This window comes from Phenylobacterium sp., from assembly GCF_004299445.1.
GTDB lineage: Bacteria > Pseudomonadota > Alphaproteobacteria > Caulobacterales > Caulobacteraceae > Phenylobacterium.
This window is the reverse complement of the sequence record NZ_SCTC01000088.1, coordinates 15,227-35,784: the sequence shown is the minus strand read 5'-3', so window position 1 is coordinate 35,784 and position 20,558 is coordinate 15,227. Positions and strand designations below refer to the sequence as shown.

General features: G+C 66.3%; 16 protein-coding genes. 11 read left to right on the top strand and 5 right to left on the bottom strand.

Translation table 11 applies throughout. From position 1 onward, the window contains the following. Nucleotides 1-119: 119 nt before the first annotated feature. The 4 genes from EPN98_RS24135 (at nt 120) to EPN98_RS24120 (ending at nt 5,194) form a co-directional block, all read left to right on the top strand. Nucleotides 120-1,904, top strand: coding sequence for a TonB-dependent receptor (locus EPN98_RS24135; protein ID WP_293365548.1), 1,785 nt, complete (start codon nt 120-122; stop codon nt 1,902-1,904). 166 nt (nt 1,905-2,070) lie between these two features. Next, nucleotides 2,071-2,583, top strand: a complete 513-nt coding sequence (locus tag EPN98_RS24130) for a MarR family transcriptional regulator (RefSeq protein ID WP_293365547.1) — start codon at nt 2,071-2,073, stop codon at nt 2,581-2,583. A 313-nt stretch (nt 2,584-2,896) separates the two neighbouring features. Beyond that, nucleotides 2,897-4,090 carry a hypothetical protein gene (locus tag EPN98_RS24125; RefSeq protein ID WP_293365545.1) on the top strand — a complete coding sequence of 398 codons (1,194 nt, stop codon included), beginning with the start codon at nt 2,897-2,899 and terminating at the stop codon, nt 4,088-4,090. Nucleotides 4,091-4,408: 318 nt separating this feature from the next. Continuing rightward, the gene (locus EPN98_RS24120) at nt 4,409-5,194 is read left to right on the top strand and encodes a tetratricopeptide repeat protein (RefSeq protein ID WP_293365544.1); all 786 of its coding nucleotides are present in this window, start codon (nt 4,409-4,411) and stop codon (nt 5,192-5,194) included. A gap of 6 nt (nt 5,195-5,200) precedes the next feature. On the opposite strand, the gene EPN98_RS24115 is transcribed toward EPN98_RS24120, so the two are convergent. From EPN98_RS24115 to EPN98_RS24595, 3 genes are all read right to left on the bottom strand, one after another. Then, nucleotides 5,201-5,893, bottom strand: a complete 693-nt coding sequence (locus EPN98_RS24115) for a hypothetical protein (protein ID WP_293365543.1) — start codon at nt 5,891-5,893, stop codon at nt 5,201-5,203. A gap of 17 nt (nt 5,894-5,910) precedes the next feature. Next, entirely contained in the window at nt 5,911-6,390 is a 480-nt protein-coding gene (locus tag EPN98_RS24110; RefSeq protein WP_293365542.1) for a MarR family transcriptional regulator, read from the bottom strand. A 233-nt stretch (nt 6,391-6,623) separates the two neighbouring features. Next, nucleotides 6,624-6,893, bottom strand: a complete 270-nt coding sequence (locus EPN98_RS24595) for a TetR family transcriptional regulator C-terminal domain-containing protein (RefSeq protein ID WP_366558524.1) — start codon at nt 6,891-6,893, stop codon at nt 6,624-6,626. A 151-nt stretch (nt 6,894-7,044) separates the two neighbouring features. Between EPN98_RS24595 and EPN98_RS24105 the strand changes: the two genes are divergently transcribed. Beyond that, nucleotides 7,045-7,281: a hypothetical protein gene (locus tag EPN98_RS24105; protein WP_293365540.1), complete on the top strand. Its 237-nt coding sequence runs from the start codon at nt 7,045-7,047 to the stop codon at nt 7,279-7,281. Between the two features lie 310 nt (nt 7,282-7,591). Here the strand turns inward: EPN98_RS24105 and EPN98_RS24100 are convergent, their stop codons facing one another. Next, a complete protein-coding gene (locus tag EPN98_RS24100) occupies nt 7,592-8,230 on the bottom strand; it encodes a TetR/AcrR family transcriptional regulator (RefSeq protein ID WP_293365538.1) in 639 nt (212 codons plus the stop codon). A 164-nt stretch (nt 8,231-8,394) separates the two neighbouring features. Here EPN98_RS24100 and EPN98_RS24095 point away from each other — a divergent pair, with 164 nt between their 5' ends. The 4 genes from EPN98_RS24095 (at nt 8,395) to EPN98_RS24080 (ending at nt 13,348) form a co-directional block, all read left to right on the top strand. Next, nucleotides 8,395-9,456, top strand: a complete 1,062-nt coding sequence (locus tag EPN98_RS24095; RefSeq protein ID WP_293365537.1) for an HlyD family secretion protein — start codon at nt 8,395-8,397, stop codon at nt 9,454-9,456. Between the two features lie 6 nt (nt 9,457-9,462). Continuing rightward, nucleotides 9,463-10,974: an efflux transporter outer membrane subunit gene (locus EPN98_RS24090; protein ID WP_293365536.1), complete on the top strand. Its 1,512-nt coding sequence runs from the start codon at nt 9,463-9,465 to the stop codon at nt 10,972-10,974. Next, complete coding sequence (locus EPN98_RS24085) at nt 10,952-12,478, top strand: DHA2 family efflux MFS transporter permease subunit (protein WP_293365535.1); 1,527 nt, start codon at nt 10,952-10,954, stop codon at nt 12,476-12,478. The genes EPN98_RS24090 and EPN98_RS24085 overlap by 23 nt, the downstream gene beginning before the upstream one ends. A gap of 621 nt (nt 12,479-13,099) precedes the next feature. Then, nucleotides 13,100-13,348 (top strand): hypothetical protein, encoded by a 249-nt coding sequence (locus EPN98_RS24080; RefSeq protein WP_293365534.1) that lies wholly within the window; start codon nt 13,100-13,102, stop codon nt 13,346-13,348. A 43-nt stretch (nt 13,349-13,391) separates the two neighbouring features. Here EPN98_RS24080 and EPN98_RS24075 read toward each other — a convergent pair whose 3' ends face one another. Next, nucleotides 13,392-14,798, bottom strand: coding sequence for a site-specific integrase (locus EPN98_RS24075; protein WP_293365532.1), 1,407 nt, complete (start codon nt 14,796-14,798; stop codon nt 13,392-13,394). A 214-nt stretch (nt 14,799-15,012) separates the two neighbouring features. Between EPN98_RS24075 and EPN98_RS24070 the strand changes: the two genes are divergently transcribed. Further along, nucleotides 15,013-17,202 carry a TonB-dependent receptor gene (locus tag EPN98_RS24070; protein ID WP_293365531.1) on the top strand — a complete coding sequence of 730 codons (2,190 nt, stop codon included), beginning with the start codon at nt 15,013-15,015 and terminating at the stop codon, nt 17,200-17,202. 210 nt (nt 17,203-17,412) lie between these two features. Further along, a complete protein-coding gene (locus EPN98_RS24065; protein ID WP_293365530.1) occupies nt 17,413-20,403 on the top strand; it encodes a TonB-dependent receptor in 2,991 nt (996 codons plus the stop codon). Nucleotides 20,404-20,558: the final 155 nt, after the last annotated feature.

The window sequence follows — 20,558 nt, the reverse complement described above, 5'->3', positions numbered from 1 at the left end:
AGTACGGACCATCAGCCACTGAACTCAACAACGGCTACGGGTGCAATCCGAACGCCACCGCCGTCGTGAACCTTTCGCCGCTCGGGTGCGTCAATCCGGCGTTGACCAGTCCTTGGGAGATGGCCCGTGTGGTCCAGTACGAGGTTCGGCTTCCCATCTACAACACCATCGCCGGGCACTTCACCTGGCACGCCGACGACTTCGACATCAAGTACATCACCGGCGGCGTCAACTACCACTATGAGCTCAGGGGGCCGCCCGGCGTCGCCACCCTGCCCAACACTTCGGCGGCGCCGATCACGTCCTACACCCTTCCTGGCGGTCTGGTGATCAAGCCCGCCGAGATGTTCGACTATCGGGAGTACAACAAGTTCTGGAGTCACGAGGTCAATCTGATCTCCACGAAGGATGGGCCATTCCAATGGGTGGCGGGCGCCTACTACTACAAGCAGCACTATCGCCAGCCCGTGTTCACCACCAACCCGAACCAGACCCAATGGAACGGTCCGTTCGCCCTCGGCAACGTGTTCTGCGCTCGAACCAACAATGTGTGTGCGCCTGGTTTTGAGTTCCGCCGGTTCGACAATCGGCCCGACATCCACGCCGAGTCTTATGCGGTCTATGGGCAAATGGACTGGGAGTTCGCCGAGACCTGGAAGGTGACCGCCGGACTGCGCTACTCGCACGACAAGAAGTACGGGACCGAGTCGGTCCGGATTCTCTGTTTCGCAGTGCCGGCCTGCTTCGCGGCGCCGGAACTGCTCGGTCCGGGCACGCCCCCGGTCGACCTGACTCAGCTTCCGAGTGTGGTTTCGGCGCCCGCCGGCACTGCCGCTGATCCATTCCCGAAGGGCATTACCGGTCCCACAGTCTACGACCCGGCCACCGGCCGCGCGAGCCGGCCATACGGCGCTAGCTGGGAAGCGGTCACCGGCACGGCAGGGCTCGAGTGGTCGCCGGACTCCGACACCATGGCCTATGCGAAGTACAGCCGGGGTTACAAGTCGGGTGGGTTCAACATCGGGATCTTCACGGTGCTGAGCTTCGACGCCTATACTAGGGAGGAGTCCGTGGACTCCTTTGAACTCGGCCTGAAGAAAAACTTCGGCCCCACCATCCAGACCAACGTCGCGGCCTTCCACTACCGCTATAAGGATCTACAGATCCCGATCGCCTCAGTCGCCACTGCCGGGGGCCTCAGCCAGGCCGCCACGAACTTCGAGAACATCCCGAAGTCGATTTCGCAAGGACTGGAATTCGAGCTGACCTGGCAGCCGGTCGACAATCTGCAGATCCTGTTCAGCTACTCCTTCCTGGACACCGAAATCCGGAAGGGCCAAGCCATCGACGTCGTCGATCCCGCGGCGCTCGACCCAAAAGCCACTCCGATCTTCACGGCGGCGCAGTGCGCGGCGTCGGTGGGCACCGCCAATCCCTGCCCGGCGGACATCTTCACGGCGGGACAACTGAATGGTGGCTTCCAGCGCTTCCAGAATCTGAAGGGCAACCAACTGCCGAACGCGCCCAAGAACAAGCTGGCGCTGAACGTCAACTACACAATCGAGACGGACAGCGGAGACTTCAACCTGTCGGGAAGCTACATCTGGCGGGACAACCAGTATGGGACGCTCTTCTCGCGGTCTTACAACCAGTCGCCGGCCTGGGACCAGGTCGATGCGCGGGTGACTTGGGACGCGCCCAACGGCAAGACCCGAGTGATCGCCTACGTGAAGAACCTGTTCGACGACATTGGCTACGACGCAGGCGCCGTGGGCTATCGGTTCGCCGGGACGACCAACAGCGCCGCTGGAATCGGGACGAACACAATTCAGGGCGTCTTCCAGAATTTCTCCGTCACGCCGCCCCGGACTTACGGCATCGAGGTGCAGTACAAGTTCTGGTAGCGCCAGGATTGTAGAGGGAGGCGTTCCACGATGTCGTGGAACGCCTCTTCGAAACGAGACTGGACAGAGTGGCGCGAGGGGACTGCTCGATGGGCGCTCAACTGCGGCTTCGAGACACTTGCGCGACCGCACGGATATCTAGACTACTCTCATCGTGGCACGAAAAATGACCAACACGCGATCCGCGGCGGAAGAGGACGAGGGACGCCCGCCCACGGCCGGCCATGAAACCGCGTCGGTCGCCGCAGCCCGAATTGAGAACGTTGGTTTTCTTGTTGCCGACGTGACGCGATTGATGCGGAAAAGCTTTGACCGCCGCGTTAGGTCGCTGGGGCTGACGCGCCCCCAGTGGCGCGTTCTCGTCTACGTCCTTCAGAACGAGGGCCTCTCCCAGTCCATGCTGGCGCGGGCAATGGACCTCGAGCGCGCTCCGCTCGGCCAGCTGGTGCGGGCGCTGGAGAACCTGCGCCTCGTCCGGCGGGTGCGCTCTTCGGCCGACCAGCGAGAGTGGCTGATCTATGGGGGCGAGGACTCCCGAGATATCATGCCCCAACTCGTCGAGGCGGCCGGCTGGCTGCGAAGCGTCTATTTCCAGGGGCTGACACGAAGCGAGGAGCAGATGCTGCGCCGGCTTCTTGAGCGGATGCGCTCGAACCTCAGCTACGAACTCGAACGCTGACCCCGCGGCGCACGGCGTATCCCTTAGCAACCCGGCAAAATGAGCGCCACGCACTTGGCGTGCGGCGCCAGAGGCGCTCCTACGAGCTTGTGTCGGGGCAGTAGTATTGTATGGTACAAACTATCGCACACCTGCGAGATCGAAGTCCGCTACCGGCCTTCTTGCCCTTCTGGGGAAGCGGCGAGGCCGCTGCGCCTCCTCGCAGGCGCTTCGCCGACAGGCCTCGCACCTTTCGGGAGCCACCGCAGCGGGCGCGGAGCAGAGAGGGATCGGGGTGCAACCGCCGTCGGCAGAGTCCTCGCCACACGACCACGTGCTCGATCACGCCGCCCGGCGGTTCAACGCCCAGGGGATGGAACTCTCGACCCATGCGCAGTTCGTCGAGCAACTCGGCGCGGTGAGACCCGCCATCTGCGGCCTGACAGAGGAGCGCAAGGACTTGCTGTTCCAGGTCTACCAGCGGTCCTTCCAGGTGGTGGCCTGGCATCTTCGCGGCGCGACGCGTCGGCGAGGGCACCCGTTGAAGGTCGTCCGATCTCTCGTCGCGACGGTCCTGAACCCCGCTCGCCCGGAAATCGCCGCGCCGAGCGAGATCGATCTCCTCTCGGCCGCCCGAGGCGCCAAGCTGCGGAGCCTTCACGACGCGCTCGTCGCAGAACTGGCGGCGGTGCTCGCGGCGGGCGCTCAGGCGGGCCAGGTTCGCGATTGCGACTTCCCAGTCGCTGCGCGAGCCATCCTCGGGCTTATCCTCTGGACGCCGGTCGCATCGCACAGGATGCCGCCCGCAAAGCTCTTCAATCGCCCTCGCGTCATCGAAGCGCTTCAAGACCTCCTCACCTATGGCCGGGCAGGAGACCGGTCGGTCGGGGTGGAGGCGCCGCGCCTCGACCTTGCGCCGCCGTCGTCACGCTTCCCGGCAAGCGTCGGCTTCCCTGACTTTCAGAGCTCGAGCCGCGAAAAGGTGCTCGTGAACGCCTCGTACCTGCTCAACCGCTGCGGTGGATGGCGCGCTCCGCCGGAAGAGGTCTCGAAGCGCCTCGGCTGCGATTCACGCCCCCTCCGCGAACTCGCCGGCGACAAGGCGGGTCTGGTGCGAGCCTGCCAGGCCAGGACGATCGACGTTCTCTATCGGATACTGGAAGAGGCCTTCGCAAGTGGTCGTACCACGGACGTCGCTGCCTTCGCCTTCGCTCAAGCTTTGGCGGAGGCCTACCTTCGGGAAGATGTCCAGCCACTGCGTCCATTCGTGGGACTGGAGGCGCTTTCACCCGACGACCTCGAGGCCCTGCGGATTCGGTGGCGCGTCTTGTGGGCGAACCTGCGTGGCCGCCAGGTAGACGCGGTGGCAAATCACCAGCTCCGGGAACGCTACTATGACCTAGCGCCGCTCATCTGGACGGCCCTCTGCGGCTGGCTCGCCTCGGGGCTCCTGGATGGCGGCGACCGCGCAAACGACCATTCGCGCGAGGTCGCGCAACTCATGCGCCTGGGGCTCGCTCCGGTCTGAAAATGGGATTCGAGGCCTCAAGGTCGCGCGCTACGACGTCCCGGAACGAACGCCGGCGCAACGTCGGCGCGCTTCCGCGGCAGGATCCTGGAGGCGCGGGGGCGGGGTCTTGAACGCCGGTGCGCGGACCGCGCCGGCGCGCCAAACGCACCCCTGTCTGCGCGTTCGGCCACATCTCCGATGCTGGCGGCGCTCTAGACTTCATCTCCTGAAGCCTTCGACCAGCCCATTCTTGTTCTAGTGTGGAGATCGATGCCGAAGCGCCCACCTCCAATCCGCCAGCGGCCGAAAGTCCTCAATCCGACGTTGGAACAGGCCATGGTCTCGCTGCGAGCGCAACGCCCCCATGAGGCCGAGCGTCTCGCCTCTGTGGTGCTCAAGGCGGACCGGGGCAATGTGATTGCCGCGCAGATTCTGGCCGAGGCCTTTCTGCTGCAGGACCGGGCCCAGGAGGCCATCGATCTGTTGCGGCGAACGGCGCGGCGCAGCCATGAGCCGGGGACTGAGACCCTGCTGGCCATGGCGTTGAACGCCGCCGGTCGAGGCGACGAGGCGCTGGACCAGTTGCGCCGGGCGACGATGCGGCGCCCCGTGTTCCCGTTGGCGTTTCTCAAATTGGGAGAGCAACTCGCCGAGATCGGTCGCTTCGACGAGGCTATCGCTGTGCTTGAAAGCGGGCTTGCGCTGGCGCCTGATGGCGTCGGGTTGCGTGTCGGACTTGGATTCATCCACCTTGGACACAATCAACGCGATGTGGCGCGGCGTCTGTTTTTGCAAGTGCTCGCGACGGCCCCTGAGCGGCACGACGCGACGGTCGGGCTGGCTCGGGTGATGGCCGCGGATGGCGAATACGCCGCCGCCGCCCATCTCCTTCGGCGCGCGCTCATTCTGCGGCCTGAAGACGCGGCGACCTTGCTTGAGCTCGGAAAATGTCAGTTGGAAATGGGCGCGCGAAGCGCTGGGGAAGCCACCTTGCGCGCCGCGGTGCGGAGTGCGCATCGGCTGGCGCCTCTGGCTATCGTGGCGCTTGGGACTACCTCGCATGGCCGCTTCTTCCTGCGGCCTAGCGAGGCCGCGGCATTCCTGGGGCGCGCTGCAAATTGATCCCGTTCAAGCCCGGTAGTGGCGGCGGTAGACGCCCTTGTCGCGGCGGATCCGCTCGCTCAAATCGCGGTTCGCCGTGGTTTCCTCTGCGGTGAAGACCGCTGTCTCCGCGGTCCAGGCCTCCCGCTTGATTGGGATGCATTGCGCGACCGGCGTGCCCTTCGAAAGAACGCCGTTGAAGGCCGCGTTGTGCCAGTGCGCCGGGAAGTGGATACTGGCGTCGTGGTATCGGTCGCAGTCCACGACCCCGGTCAGGGTGGTGAACGGCAAGTCGAATCGGTTGGCCGGGTGCGTGAAAAGCAGCGAATACCCAGCTGGCGCCTCTATCGTCCAGAGGTTGTGGAACTTGATGAGGAAGCGATCCGGGTCGAACAGCGGCGAGCCGATGACCTGGCTGGCCGGATGGAAGCCAATTGGCGAGCGCTCGAACGCGACGCCTCGGGTTGGCGGGAGGTCGTTGTCCCACGTGAATTCGCCATTCTCGACCTTCACGTCACAAATCAGAGGGATCAGGAATCCAGCGGTCATGGCGTCTATGAACGGGGGGCACCGCTTGACTGTGTCGTCCTCAATGGAAGCAAGCGGGTTGAACGCCTGCTGCGGCATGGTCTTGAACCAGTCAGGCAGGCCGCGCGTCGCCGGGACGGGTAGGGGCAGCCGTCCGTCCAGCTCCTGCGGGCACCGGAACTTCAGGGTCATCTGAGCAGGTTGGGGCACTACGCCTGAAGACCTTCCTCTCTAAGCTCCTTGGGCAGCGGCCGGTCGCGATCGAGGCGCAGGTTCAGAATTCTCAGAATGGTCAGGCAGGTCTCAAGGGCCTCGCCAGACACATCGCCGAGCAGATCGCGCTGGAGAGCTGCGACGATCGCCTCGATCCGTTCCATCAGCGGCTTCGACCTAGCGGCCAGCCGCACGCACTGGGCGCGCCGGTCGCCTGGCCGGGGATAGCGTTCGATGAGCCCCAGCCGTTCCAGCTCCTCCAGATGACGCCCGATTGTGGGCCCGCCGACGGCCAGCTGGTCGGCGAGCTCCCGTTGGCTGACCCCGTCTTCGACCCTCGACAGGCTCAGCAACACCTGCCAGCGGGCATGCGTGAGCCCGCTGGCCCGCAGGCGATCATCGATCCGTCTGCGCCATCGCCGCCCAAGGAGTGTTGCCTCGACTCCAATCTCGGCCGCCCGAATGTAATGTGCCATAACGACAGCTTACGACAGCGCTCGCGGATGGCCAACGAGCCGATTCTTCCCCGAAATAAGCGGTCGGCCTCGCTCCAGGCCACAGATGCTTGACAGTAATGTATGATACAATTATTGCTACACGTCTCCTCGGCAGTTTTACTGTCATTTCGGGCGCGCCCTTGGGCGCGCCCGTTTTCTTCTCCGCGGCGGACGGGGCACTCCATGGGCCGGTTGGTCCAAGATGGTTTGCCCTAGCCCGTCTGCCGCAGAATATTCAGCCAATCACGAAGCGTCGCCAATCGGCGACGCTTGGCCAGGCGACTGCCGTCCCGAAGCATGCCAATGGCGACGCCATCCACCATCGCCGCAAGACCCCGAGCCACGAGCGCCGGGTCCGCGCAAGCTGCCATGTCGCCTTCAGAGTGCGCGCGGTCTACGAGTTTGGTGAGCTGCTCGTGCCAGGCGGCGTAGCCGGAGCGGAGAATGCGGGCGACATCCGCGGCGGGTGCGCGAGCCTCCACGATCCGCCCGTACGGAGCTAGCACCGCTCACGGCCGCCGAACCTGCGAAAACCCACGACTTGCGGTCTGACATAATTGAACCGAACCCTCCGCGGCACATATTGAGGCCTTCGTTCCGCGCTGCGCGCTCGACGGATCCGACAGCGCCGTCGTGCGGTTCGACAAGATCCTGAACCTGATCACCTCGTGCAAGTTCTCGTTGCATGACGTCTCGCGCTTCGAGCTGGACAGTCCCTCGGGCCTGCCGCGCTTCAACATGCCGCTGGAGCTGGGCGCGGACCTCGGCCCACGGCTCAAGGGTCCAGCCGCCCAGCGCCGGCGGCGAATCCTGGTGTCGGACGCGGAAGCGGACCGGCATGACCAACCTTGTCGGACATCTCCGGCATGAGATCGACGACCTCATCCTCGAACCTATCGACTCTAAGGGAGGCGTCGCATGCCCACGCTGAAGCGCGCAGAAGTCCTCGACGAGACCCCGGTGAAGTGACGTCGAACTCCCGGCTGCGTAACACCGGCGGTCTCGTTGCCTATAGGATATGCTGGGCCGGGAAGGGGGCGAACCGTCGAAACCCCGTGAAGCTCGTCCACGCCGATGTTGGCTCCGTTCACCGGGACGACCGCGTGTCTCGCGAATATAGCGCCCGGCCCAAGCGAAAGCCCCGAGCTGGCGCAGAGCAGATCGAGGGGTTGCGATCGCGCTAGTCCGGAGCGAACGCGCGCATGAAGCGATGCGCAGCCTCGCAGGCGGTGGCTTCGATTTCCTCGTGGGAGATGTCGGCGCGAGCGTTAAGTAGAAAGGCGGACTGGAGGCTCCCGATCACCATCCCCGCGTACATCTCTGCCGCCTGACTGGGATTGGGGATGCTGAGCCGTCCTGCCGAGGCTTCGACGACGAGGAAGTCGGCGAGACTGGTTCGACTCATGCGGATCCCCGAATGATAGATCGCCCGCGCCAGTTCGGGCGACGTCGCGGCGCTGCCGATGGCGAAGCGCATGAAGCCGATGCTGCGTGTGGCGAGGAGCGCTTGCAGCAATGCGACGCCGTAGGCAACGAGGGTCCTCTCGGGATGCTGGGCGGCATCCAGTCCAGCCAAGGGGGCCGCGATCGAGGCGGCCCGCCGAGCGGCGAGGGCGCGCACCACCTCGTTCTTCGAACCATAGTGGTTGTAGATCGTCTGCTTGGCGACACCCGCGCGGCGCGCAATGTCTTCCAGGGACGCCTCCACGCCACGCTCCACCAACAGTTCGATAGCCGCGTCCAGTATGGCTTCGTGCTTCGCCAGGTCGATCTGGCCTGTGCTTCTGGACATGTTCGACGCGTCGCCCCCCAAGAGCATCAATGACCGACCAGGTGCACGTCAACAAGCCCGGCGGTGTCGCCTTCGCGGCGCTGCGTGGGCGACGACGCTTGCCGAACGTAGGGTACGGCTGGATAGATGTATCCACGAGTAGCCGGCGCCCGCTTGGACGCGGTGGGCCGTGCAGCCGGGCGTGAGGGGACTTGAGTACATCGGAGGACCGCAAGCCGGCTGCGCCCGGAGGAACCGCACGCCGCCAGTTCCGGCGGCGCTGGGTGGTTATGGGGGTGGGACCGATCCTGATCCTGGCCGTCCTCGCCTACCTGATCCTCAGCAGCGGGCGCTTCGAGACCACCGACAACGCCTACGTCCAGGTGGCCAAGACGCCGGTGGCGCCCTCGATCGGCGGCCGTGTCGTCGAAATCTATGTGAAGGAGAACCAGCCGGTTCGGCGCGGACAGGTGCTGTTCCGCCTGGATCAGCGCGACCTCCAGGCCAGCGTCGACCTGGCCCAGGCCCAGCTCGGCAACGCGCAGCTGGCGGTGAGCCAGGCGCGGATCGCCTATCAGCGCGAAATGGCGAGCGTCGGCGCAGCGCGCGAGAACCTGGCCTTCGCCACCCGTGAAGTGACCCGCCAGCGCCAGCTCAACGCGGCCGGGGCCGTCTCGGGCCAGGTGGTCGACCAGGCCGTGCACACCGCCAACCAGGCGCGCGACCAGCTGGCTGTGGCCCAGCAGCAGGCGGCCCAGGCCCTGGCGGCGCTGGGCGGAGACCCGAACGTCGGCGATCAGGCGCCCGCGGTGCTGCAGGCCCGCGCCCAGCTCCAGCGCGCCCGGCTGAACCAGGACTTCGCCACAGTCGTCGCCCCCGCCGATGGTGTCGTCGCCCGCGTCGACCAGCTGCCGGTCGGCGCCTATTTAAACGCGTCGCAGACCGCGTTCTGGCTGTTGTCCGGTCACCCGTGGATCGAAGCCAACTTCAAGGAGGACCAGGTCCGCAACATGGAGGTGGGCCAGGCGGTGGAGATCGACGTCGACGCCTATCCCGGCGGCGCGCTGCGCGGCCACGTCGCCAGCTTCGCGCCCGGCACGGGTTCGGCATTCTCGGTGCTACCCGCCCAGAACGCCACGGGCAACTGGGTGAAAGTCACCCAGCGGCTGCCGGTCCGCATCGCGTTCGACCGCCCGCCGCCGCCGCGGGCGGCCCGCGCGGGCCTGTCGGCCAAGGTGAAGGTCGATGTGCGCACCGCGCTGAAGCGGGAGTAGGGACGTATGGCCCGCGCCCCCGCCGCCCGCCTCTGCGCCGCCGTGGCGAGCCTGGGTGTGGCCATTTCGGCCTGCACCACGGTCGGCCCCGACTTCCAGCCGCCCGCGCCCGACAGCAGACTCGCGGGCTACGCCATGACTGGGGAACCCCCGGCGCCCGGCGTGGTTCTGAGCCCCGACGTCCGCGCGGCGGGGCCCTGGTGGCAGGCCTTCAGGTCTCCGGCCCTCGACGAGGTCATCGGCCTGGCCCTGGCAGACAGCCCCACAGTCGCCGCGGCGCTCGCCAAGCTCGAGCGCTATAAGGCCGCCGAGCGCGAGGCGACCGGCGAACGCAAGCCGCAGGTCGAGGGAACCGCCTCGGCGCAGCGGCAGAAGTTCAACCCCGCCTCGTTCGGCTTCTCCGGCGCGCCCAGCGGCTCGCAGTTCACAGAGTTCGGGCGGCCTCGCACCTTCGACGTCTTCTCGCTGGGCGGGCGCGTCAGCTACGACCTCGACCTCTTCGGCGGCGGGCGCCGGCGCGAGGAGGCCGCCGCCGCGCGCACCGCCCAGGGCGCGCATGAGGCCGACGCCGCCTACCTGACCCTGACCGCCAACGTGACACTGCAGGCGGTGCGCATCGCAGGCCTCAAGGGCGAGATCGCGGCCCTGCAGTCGATCATCGCCGACGACCGCACGCTGCTGGACCTCGCCCACCAGTCGTTCGCACTGGGCGGCATTCCGCGCATCACCGTCACCCAGGTTGAGACGCAGTTGGCCGAGGACGAGGCCCTGATCCCGCCACTGCGCCGGCAGTACGACGCCGCCCGCCACCAGTTGGCCTTGCTGGTGGGGAAGTCTCCGGCCGCCTGGACGCCGCCGGAATTCGAACTCGCCGGCCTGACCGTGCCGGCTGCCATACCCGTCAGCCTGCCGTCCGCCCTGGTCCGCCGCCGGCCCGACATCCTGGCGGCTGAGGCGGAACTGCACGCGGCGACGGCCGCAATCGGTGCGGCCCGGGCGGACCAGTTTCCCAACATCCGGCTTTCGGCGAACGGGGCGCTCTCGTCGATCAAGCCCGAGGACGTGATCTCGACCGACGCCGCCGGCTGGACGCTGCTGGGCGGACTGACAGCGCCGATCTTCGATGGCGGCGCGCGTAAGGCCCGCACCCGGCAGGCCGAGGCGCAGGCGCGCGAGGCGCTGGCCCGCTACCGGCTGACGGTTCTGCGCGCGTTCGTCGAGGTGTCGGATGCGATGGCCGCGCTGGAGACCGACCGCCAGCGGACCGAGGCCCTGACCCGGGCGGTGTCGCTGAGCCGCGAGTCGGCCGACGTCACGCTGCAGGCGGCGCAATTGGGCGCGCGCACCGCGGCCGAAGTCTTGCAGGCGCGCCGGCAGCTCGACCGCGATCGCCGCGACCTGGCCCAGGCCCAGGCCCAGCGACTGTCGGACCTCGTGAGCCTCTACGCCGCCTCGGCCGCCGACTGGCGCGGACGTGAAGCCTCGGGGGCGCGCAATGGCGTCGGCCCAGGACGTTAGGAACCGGATCCCGATCACTGGGTCGCTGATGCTGGCGACGCTGATGTATACGCTCGACTCCACCATCGCCAACGTCGCGCTGCCACACATGCAGGGCAGCCTCTCGGCCTCTCAGGATGAGATCACCTGGGTGCTCACCTCCTACATCCTGGCGACGGCGGTGGCGACGCCGCTGGCCGGCTGGCTGGCGCAGAAGATCGGCCGCAAGACCATGCTGTTGTGGTCGATCATCGGCTTCACCATCGCCTCGATGCTCTGCGGCCTCGCCCAGAACGTGCCCGAGATGGTGGCCTTCCGCGTCCTCCAGGGGCTGGCCGGCGCCGGCCTGATGCCGCTCTCGCAGTCGGTCATGCTCGACATCTTCCCGATGACCATGATCCCGCGGGTGATGAGCATATGGAGCGCCGCGGTGATCCTGGGCCCGATCGCGGGCCCCACCCTCGGCGGCTGGATCACCGAAGAGCTGGACTGGCGCTGGGTCTTCTACATCAACCTGCCGATCGGGATCCTGGCGACGCTGGGCGTGCTGCGCTTCATGGCCCACGACCCGGGAGGGCGGGCGCGGCCCTTCGACTTCGTGGGCTTCGGCGGACTGATCGCCTTCATCGTTGGCCTGCAGGCGATGCTCGACCGCGGCCCCGGACGGGACTGGTTCGACTCGAAGGAGATCTGGGTCGAGACCGCGATCGCACTGGCCGGCCTTTGGGTCTTCATCGTCCAGACGGCGACGGCCAAGCATCCGTTCTTCCATCGCGACCTCGCCAAGGACCGCAACTTCGTCGGCACCGCCCTGCTCGGGTTCTTCGTGGGCGTGCTGCTGTTCTCGACGACGGCGCTGCTGCCATCGTTCATGCAGAACCTGCTGGGCTATTCGGCGACGCAGGCCGGCGTCGCCAGCGTGACGCGCGGGCTGGGTTCACTGGTCTCGTTCCTGCTGGTGCCCATGGCCATGGTTCGCCTGGGCCCCCGCACGTGCCTGTTCCTGGGCCTCATCCTTTGCGTCTGCGGCTTGTGGATGATGGGCGGCTTCAGCCTCGAGATGACCTCGGGACCGATCCTCGTCAGCGGGTTCGTCCAGGGCTTCGGCGTGGGCCTGCTGTTCTCGCCGCTCAGCACGCTGGCCTATGTGACCCTGGACCAGAGCCACCGCGTCGAGGGCACCATCGTGTCCACCATGGTCCGCAGCCTGGGCTCCAGCGTCGGGATCTCGATCGTCCTGGCCGCGGTGCTCAGGAACTCGGCGGGCGCCCACAGCGAGCTGGCCGGCCGCATCGACCCGTCCAGCCCGCTGCTGCGCTACCTACTGCCTCCGCTGATGGATCCCCGCAGCGAGGTCGGCGCGCAGATCCTGAACGGTGAGATCACCCGGCAGTCCGCCATGATCGGATACGCCAACATCTTCATGTGGATGGCCCTGGTGACCTGCGTGATCTTGCCGGCAGTCATACTCCTCAGGCCGGCGCGCGCGCCGCCGTCCGACAAGGTTGAGATCCACACGGAATAGCCGACCGGAAGCGGACGCCGGTGCCGCGGCGGCCCGCTCTCTCCCTGCGCCTCAGCGCCTGACACGCGCCAAGCGGCCGGATAGATGTCCCCCTTCTCGGGCCCAGCCCAAGTTCTGCACCCGTCGAAGGTTCGGATGCCGGCCCTTGCACATGAGGACGATCTGGCTCGACCAGCTTGAATGAAGAGGGCAAGACCTCCCCCTGCGGTGGAGCCCGAGATCTCGAACGACCCTTCGAGCGGGGAGCCCCCTACAGCTTTCCCAGGAGCACGCGGAACCGGGCTTCAAGGACCGAGACGGGGGGAGACGTCCGAAGCCAAGCCTCCGTCGCATCGATCTCCGCTCGCGCGGCAGGGGGCCATCCATCCTCGCGTTTCAGTATCGACAGGACCTCCTGCGCCCGGCGTCGCGGTTCCGGCGCCGACCCGAAGGTGCGCACGAGCTTGCGGGCGTCGACGAGGGCCTGCTGTCGGGTGCCGGACATGTTGACCTTTGGGTGCGGCGGGGGCGGCGGTGAACGCGCCGCTTGCGTGGATTAGCGTCTCGGGCCGAGCCCACACAAGCCGTTGCAGACCGGGACTTGGGCTGAAACAGTTGGCGATCACGGCCGACGGGGGTTGCATGGGGAAATACGACCCGCTGGAAGGACACCTGCGCCGTCAGAAGGCCGCGATCTATGAGATGACCTTCCGCGACATCGAGCGGGTGCTGGGCGAGCTCCTGCCGCGCAGCGCGCACCGCCCGGAATGGTGGGCCAACGAACAGGACCCCACGACGCGCCACGTCCAGTCCAAGGCCTGGCTTCGGGCCGGCTTTCGAGCCCTCCCGCTCACGCCCGCCGAACGAGTCCGCTTCGAGCGTCGAGGCTGATTGCCACCTGGCGATAATGATAGCCGAGACGCGCGAATGAACTCTAAGCCGCTTCAAGTGATCCCCCTTCGTCTATCGGCTTTTGCGAGAGGATGGTCTCCAGCCGCTTGGCCCAGAGATCCAACGCGTCGCGCTTCTCCTTGGCGTACTGATAGAGGTTGTAGTGGCGTGACGTGACGGCCGCACCGCCATCTTCGTCGGTGTGCGCGATCACCTTGGACACGATGTAGGGCGCCACCCCGAGCGCCGCCATCTCGGTGGAGCCCGTGCGGCGGGTGTCGTGCAAGGTGAGGTTCTCGAGCCCAAGCGCCGCGGTGAGGTCGCTCATCGCGTGGCTGAGAGCGCCGGGCCCGATCGAATTGTCGCTGGAGCGGGGCGACGGGAACACGAACTGGCTCGGGCCCTTGCGGCGGTCCTTGTGAAGCTTGAGCGCCGCCTTGATGAGCGCGATCGCTTGGTCGGACAGGGGTACGAGGTGTTCGGCCCGCCCCTTCATCTTGTCCCCTGGCACCACCCAGGTCTTGTGCTCGAAATTGAGTTCGGAGAGGTGCATCTGCGCGACCTCGCCGCGCCGCTGCAGCGTGAATAGCGCGAGCTTCATGGCGATGCAGACGCCGAGGCTGATGAAGACCTTCTCTTCCTCGCCGTTCTCACGCGTGATGGTGAGCCCGGTCCGCTGCTCCAGGCCCGACCACAGGGTTCGGAGCTCCACATTGGTGGCGGTTCGTGTCCGGGCCTTGTCTTCCGTCAACCGTTGGACCAGGGCGACCGGATTGGCCTCCACGAGTTCCTCCGAGATGGCGTAGTTGAACATCTGCGAGAGGAGGCTGCGGACCTTGTTCGACTGGCTGGGCGCCAAGACCAGCACCTCCTGCAGGATGCCGCGGACCCGGGCCTTGGTGAGGGACCCGATCACGTCGTCGCCGATTCGGTCCTTCAGGTACTTGCCCCAGATCCAGCGTTCCCCGGCGAGGGTGCTGGCGGCCTTCTTGCGGCGCCGCGGCCGATAGGCGCCGGTCTCGCAGGCCGTGAAGTAGGTGGCCGCAAGCTCCGCCCAGGTCCTAATCTCCTGCGACCGCACCGCTTCGCGCTTGCGCCGGATCTCGGCCGCGGGGTCGACGCCCGCGTCGACTTGGCCGCGGAGCTGGCGGGCGGCGACACGAGCGCCGGAGAGCGTCAGCGCGCGCACGCCGTTCTCGTCGGGTTCGCTGTCGGCATTCGGGTCGAAGGTGCCGAGCGTCACGCGACTCTGCTTGCCCGTCAGCTTGTCGCGGTAGCGATAGGTCCAGGACTTCCGCCCGCCGGGCGACACCCTGAGGGCCAAGCCCCGGACATCGGAATCAGGGTAGTCGGTCTGGATCGGCGCGCGGCCTCCGGCGCCGTGTGCTAGGCTTGGCTTCGCGCTTCGGCAGAAGGCGACCGTCAGCGCCTGGCTGGTGAGTTTCGGCATGTTTCATCTCCCGCAATCGGGTCGTGCCAGTCGGATTTTGAGGTCACACCTAGGTCACAAAACCTCGCAATCCAGGGCACAAGTCTGGACCAAGGCGGAAAGGCGAGCAACTCACAAAGCTTTGTAAATAAAGGTGTTTTGTGTTTCAGGTGGTTGCACTTTGTTCCGCCCAGGCAGTCTACCGCTGAGCGCCACCGGCGCGCCGACCGCTGGCGTGACGCGTGACGCCAACTGCACGAACGTCGGTGGTTTCGCCGGCTTCTCGGGCGCGACCCCGGCCTGCTACTTCACGTACATCCCGTTCGATAACCTCGTGGAACACGAGGACCGCTACCACGTGTTCGCTCAGGCGAATGTCGACCTCACCGAAAAGACCAAGTTCCACGTCGAAGCCTATTGGGCCAAGACTGACCTGCCGCGCATGCGCTTCTCGCCGGCATTCCCCCCAATCCAGGGACCGAACGGCCCGGGCAGCGTGGGTGTCTTCTCCACCCCGATCACCAATCCCGGCGCCCTGACGGCCCTGCAGCAGGCCGGTCTGTCGGCCGCGCAGATCGCGGCGACCAGCCGCATCTCGCTCACCCTGTTCCGTCCGCTCGGGGCCGGGGGTAACCCGCTCTATGACAACGGCGGCCAGGTCGGCTACCGCAACTACGATATCTATCGCGTCGCGGCGGGCCTGACGGGCGAACTGCCCATCGCTGGCATCGGCTACGACCTGGGCGTCACCTATTCGCATACCCAGAACCGCCAGCACACGCCGGACATCTTCATCGACAAGCTCCAGCGGGCCCTCAACGGCCTCGGCGGGGCGGGCTGCCGGACGAACACGCCCGGCACGAACGGGTGCGTCTACTTCAACCCGTTCTCCAACGGTTATGCGGGTAACCCGGCTCTCGGCCTGACCAATCCCGGCTTCGTCTCGGGCAACGCCAACGGCGTAGAACTGCTCGATTGGCTGTTCGAGCGCGGCTCCGAGACGCGTCAGCGCCAGGACCTGTTCGTGGTCGACCTGGTGTTCAACGGCGAGCTGGGCATCGAGCTGCCGGGCGGCAAGGTCGGCTGGGCGGCCGGCGGTCAGTATCGGACGACCGACTTCCAGTCCACGCTGCGCAGCCCCTTCCAGGACGTGCGCGTCACGCCCTGCCCGGTCCCCGGGACGACGAACTGCACGCTCGCGACCGGCCCTTACATCTTCCTCGGACAGGGCACGCCGCAGCAGCTCGAGGACTCGGTCTACGCGTTCTTCGCTGAAACCAACCTGCCGATCACCGATGCGCTCAACGCGCAGCTGGCGATCCGCTACGAGGACTACGGCGGCCTGACGGGCTCCACCACGAACCCGAAGCTGGCCCTGAAGTGGCAGATCGTCGACAGCTTCGCCCTGCGTGGGTCGGTCGGCACCACCTTCCGCGGCCCCACGCCGGGCAACCGTTCGACGAACTCGGTGACCGGCCTGTCGGGCATCCAGGCCGCGGGCAACAACTTCAAGTCGGTCGACTTCACCGGCAACCCGGCGGTCGGCCCCGAGAAGGCCTTCACCTACAACATCGGCGCGATCTTCCAGACCGATGTCGGTCGCGGAAGCCTGCGGGTCATCGGGGACTACTGGCACTTCAACATCGAGGACCAGATCACCACGGTTCCGGCTCAGGTGGTCGCGACTTCGGTGGGCGGCGTGGGTAACGGCACCCAGCTCGTGAACTGCGGCGCCGCGCTCCGGAGCCTGATCACCTTCAACAACAACAACACCTGCACCCAGGGCGTGACGGTCGGCAACGACATCCAGCGCGTCCGGTCCGACACCGTGAACGGGCCGAGGACCAAGGTGACCGGCATTGACGGCAGCATCGACTACAAGATGCCCGACGTTCTGAGCGGCGATGTCTCGTTCGGCGCTTCGTTCAGCCGGCTGGTCAAGTACGACATCGGCGAGTTCAGCGTGAACGGCGTCTTCATTTCGGCGCCCTACAAGGCGCTGGGCTTCACGAACTACGACCGGTTCCCAGGCACGGTCTCGAAGCTGCGCGGCGCGGCCTACGCCGAGTACACGCGCGACGAGCATAACCTGCGGGTCGATTTGACCTATATCGGCGGCGCGACGGACAATCGCGGTCCGACGACGGTTCAGACCGGCTCGTCCACGAACTGCAACGTCGCCAACGCTCAAGCGGGCATAGCGACCAACTGCCAGCTGACCACCATCGGCCTGAAGGTGAAGTCGTTCTACAGCTTCGACGCCACCTATCGGATCGAGCTGCCTTGGGACACCACGGTGTCGGCCTCGGTGTTCAACATCTTTGACCGTGATCCGTCGGCCGCCCGGCTGGAGGCTTCGTACGATCCCTTCATCGGCAACCCCTACGGACGCACCTACAAGATCGCGGTGCGCAAGAAGTTCTGATCGCCGCCCGGGATCACCCCGGCTCGGACCTCTACCGACGCCGCCAGTTCCAACTGGCGGCGTCTTTTCTTTTCCGCCGTCGCCGCCTTCGCTCAACAATATCAACGTTAGGCGAGCGGCGAGATTCTTGTGGCGGAGATGAAACAATTCCCGTCACTATCGATCCACTCAGGACGGCCCACCACAGAGGCTGCCGAGGGGAGGAAAGCGATGACTAAAGGCAGGTTCTTCTGCAGCGCATCCGCTATTGCCGCGCTGTTTGCATTGGGGGCGTCGGGACAGGCGCACGCACAGGCCCAGGCCAATCCCACCGAGATCGGCGAGGTTGTCGTCACCGGATCGTTCATCCGCGGCACCCCTGAAGACGCGGCTCTGCCGGTCGACGTGATAAGCCAGGCGGATCTTGAGAAGCAGGGCTCGCCCTCGACGCTCGAACTGATCAAGACCCTGTCGGTCTCCAGCGGCGTGTTGGGCGACACCAACCAGTTCGACACCCGCGCCCAGGGCTCGGAAGGGTCCGGCTCGATCAACCTGCGAGGCCTGGGGGCTGCCCGCACGCTCGTGCTGCTGAACGGTCGGCGTATGCCGCTGAACCCATTCGCCGCCGGCGTTGTCGACACCAACATCATTCCGCAGGCTGCCATCGGCAGGGTGGAAATCCTCAAGGACGGCGCCGCGGCCACCTACGGCTCCGACGCCATCGGCGGCGTGGTGAACTTCATCACTCGCAGCAAGTTCGACGGGCTTGATGTCGGCGGCAGCTACACGCTGATCGACGGCTCAAAGGGCAACTGGGACACCTCCGCAGTCTGGGGCAAGTCCTTCGAGAATGGCGAGATCCTGATCAGCGGCGGCTGGCAGCATCGCTCTGAACTGAAGACCACCGATCGGAGCTGGGCGCTGCGCCCGTTCGCCGAGAACGCCGAGGGCGGCTGGTCCGGCGGCACCTCGACGACCTCGCTGTTCCCGATCCTGCAGAGCCCGACGACCGGCCGCTGGAGCCTGGCGGGAGGGCCCAGCGTCGACGTCGGCTGCGCGGCGATCGGAAACCTGGCGGTGCCCGGCGGGTGCCGCTTTCAGTTCACCGCGTTCGACAATCTGATTGAGAAGGAAGACCGCTATCAGGTCTTCGCCTCGGCCAATTTCGATCTGAACGAAAACCACAGGTTCCACACCGAACTGCTGTGGGCCAAGACCGATGTGCCCGTGTGGAAGACGTCGCCGTCGTACCTCACGCTGCAAACCCCGACGGCGACGACCAGCCCGATCGTCGGGAACATCGACCTGCCGGCCGCCGTGCCGGGCCAGGGCTGGTTCGTGCCGGCGACGAACCCTGGCCTCGTGGCTTATCGAACCGCCAATCCCACGGCGCTGCCGGGTGCGGCGACCGGCGTCTACATGGCCGGGGTGCTTTATCGTCCGCTTTCGGGTGGCGGTAACAACATCTTCCCAGGAAGCGACGGCTCTTCGGTCGGCCTCCGCTCGTATGAAGCCTATCGCGTGTCGGGCGGCTTCTCCGGCGAGACCGGGTTCATGGGCATCGGCTATGATGTGGCCCTGACCTATGGCCAGGAAGTCGCCCGCCGCACGGGCTACGACACCGTCGCCTCGCGCCTCCAGCTGGCGATGCGCGGCTACGGCTCGCTCGCCGGCGACGCCGGCGGCGGCTGCACGGCCGCGGAAACCAACAACTTCACCACCGGCGCGGGCAATGCGGCGTTGGGTTGCCTCTGGTTCAACCCGTTCTCAAACGCTGTCGCCGGAGCCGCGATCACGGGGGCTGCGAACCCCGGGTTCAACCCGACCGTGGCCAACAATCCGGATCTGATCCGCTGGCTGTTTCCCCAGGTCGCCACCAAGCAGACGACCCGGCTCGTGGTCTTCGACGCGGTGCTGAACGGCAAGACCGGCATCGAGCTGGCCGGCGGCGATGTGGCCTGGGCGGCGGGCGTGCAGGCGCGGCGTGACACGTTCGACAGCCAGTACTCGCCTTTCACCAACATCGGCGAGAACCCCTGCATCGATACGCCGGTGAACGGCTCCACCAACTGCGCTGTCCGCAATGGCCCGCTGGTCTTCCTCGGCACCGGCGAGGAACAGGAACTGGAGCGGCTGGTCTATGCCGGCTTCGGAGAGTTGGCGGTGCCGATCACAGACTCCCTCCAACTGCAGTTCGCAATTCGCTACGAAGACTACGAGCGGGTCGGCTCCACCACCAATTACAAGGCGACCGCGCGTTTTCAGGCGACGGACTGGCTCGCGCTGCGTGGCTCCATCGGCACCACGTTCCGCGGCCCGACGCTCACCAATCTGACGAACTCGAGCGGCACCGCCCTGTCGTTCATCGCCGGATCGTTCCGCGCCATCGACACGTTCGGCAACCCGGACCTGGATCCAGAGACCGCCAACACCTATTCGGCGGGCCTCGTGTTCGACGTCGGCAACCTGAAGGCGACGCTCGACTACTGGCGGTTCGACTTCAAGGATCCGATCGTGGTCGAGCCCTCGGGTTCGATCGTGAACACCATGTTCCCGGGCGGCTCAACGGCTCGCTGCGGCACGGCGGAATTCGCCCAGCTGCAGCAGCGGTTCACGTTCCAGGGCGCCTGCTCCACCGCCAACATTAGCCGGGTCCGCGTTCAGGTCGTGAACGGCCCGAAGATCAAAACCTCGGGCATCGACCTGCTGGCCAACTACGACTTCGGCGAAGTGGCCGGCGGCGATGTGCGAATGGGCGTCTCGGCCACCTACACGCTGGAATACAAGATCAATGCATTCCAGGTGGCGGGCGTTCAGGTCGAAGCGGCTTACGACGCCGCAGGCTTCCTGAACTACCAGCTCTCGGCCACCTCGCTTCCCGAATGGAAGGGCTCGGCCTTCCTGGAGTACGAGCGAGAGAACCACAATCTGCGGTTCACGTTGAACTACATCGACTCCTACACAGACCAGCGAACGGCGCCGTTCACGGCGAACAACATCGTGACCGGCGCGCCGGTCACCAAGGGCAAGACCATCAAGTCGACTCTCATCGCCGAGCTCGACTACCGCGTCGAACTGCCTTGGGACACCACAGTGACGGCTTCGATCGACAATCTGTTCGATCGCGACCCGTCGTTCGCCCGACTGGACCTCAACTACGATCCGTTCACGGGCAACGCCATGGGGCGGACTTTCAAAGTTGCGGTGAGGAAGCGCTTCTAGTCGCTTAGCATTGCAGACCTTCGAAGGCGCCGTCGGGTTCCCGACGGCGCCTTCTCCTTATGGCGCAAGGGTTTCCGTCCGCCGCCGAGCCGCGGATCGCGTGTGGCGCCGGCGCAACGCCCAGCACACCGAACCTTCGCTGGCCGCTCGGTGAT

Bases quoted from the DNA above. Each gene is read 5' to 3' on its own strand.
- EPN98_RS24120 (WP_293365544.1), top strand. From the start codon at position 4,409: ATGGTCTCGCTGCGAGCGCAACGCCCCCATGAGGCCGAGCGTCTCGCC.
- EPN98_RS24115 (WP_293365543.1), bottom strand. From the start codon at position 5,893: ATGACCCTGAAGTTCCGGTGCCCGCAGGAGCTGGACGGACGGCTGCCC.
- EPN98_RS24130 (WP_293365547.1), top strand. From the start codon at position 2,071: ATGACCAACACGCGATCCGCGGCGGAAGAGGACGAGGGACGCCCGCCC.
- EPN98_RS24135 (WP_293365548.1), top strand. From the start codon at position 120: ATGGCCCGTGTGGTCCAGTACGAGGTTCGGCTTCCCATCTACAACACC.
- EPN98_RS24080 (WP_293365534.1), top strand. From the start codon at position 13,100: ATGGGGAAATACGACCCGCTGGAAGGACACCTGCGCCGTCAGAAGGCC.
- EPN98_RS24075 (WP_293365532.1), bottom strand. From the start codon at position 14,798: ATGCCGAAACTCACCAGCCAGGCGCTGACGGTCGCCTTCTGCCGAAGC.
- EPN98_RS24065 (WP_293365530.1), top strand. From the start codon at position 17,413: ATGACTAAAGGCAGGTTCTTCTGCAGCGCATCCGCTATTGCCGCGCTG.
- EPN98_RS24110 (WP_293365542.1), bottom strand. From the start codon at position 6,390: ATGGCACATTACATTCGGGCGGCCGAGATTGGAGTCGAGGCAACACTC.
- EPN98_RS24100 (WP_293365538.1), bottom strand. From the start codon at position 8,230: ATGCTCTTGGGGGGCGACGCGTCGAACATGTCCAGAAGCACAGGCCAG.
- EPN98_RS24090 (WP_293365536.1), top strand. From the start codon at position 9,463: ATGGCCCGCGCCCCCGCCGCCCGCCTCTGCGCCGCCGTGGCGAGCCTG.
- EPN98_RS24085 (WP_293365535.1), top strand. From the start codon at position 10,952: ATGGCGTCGGCCCAGGACGTTAGGAACCGGATCCCGATCACTGGGTCG.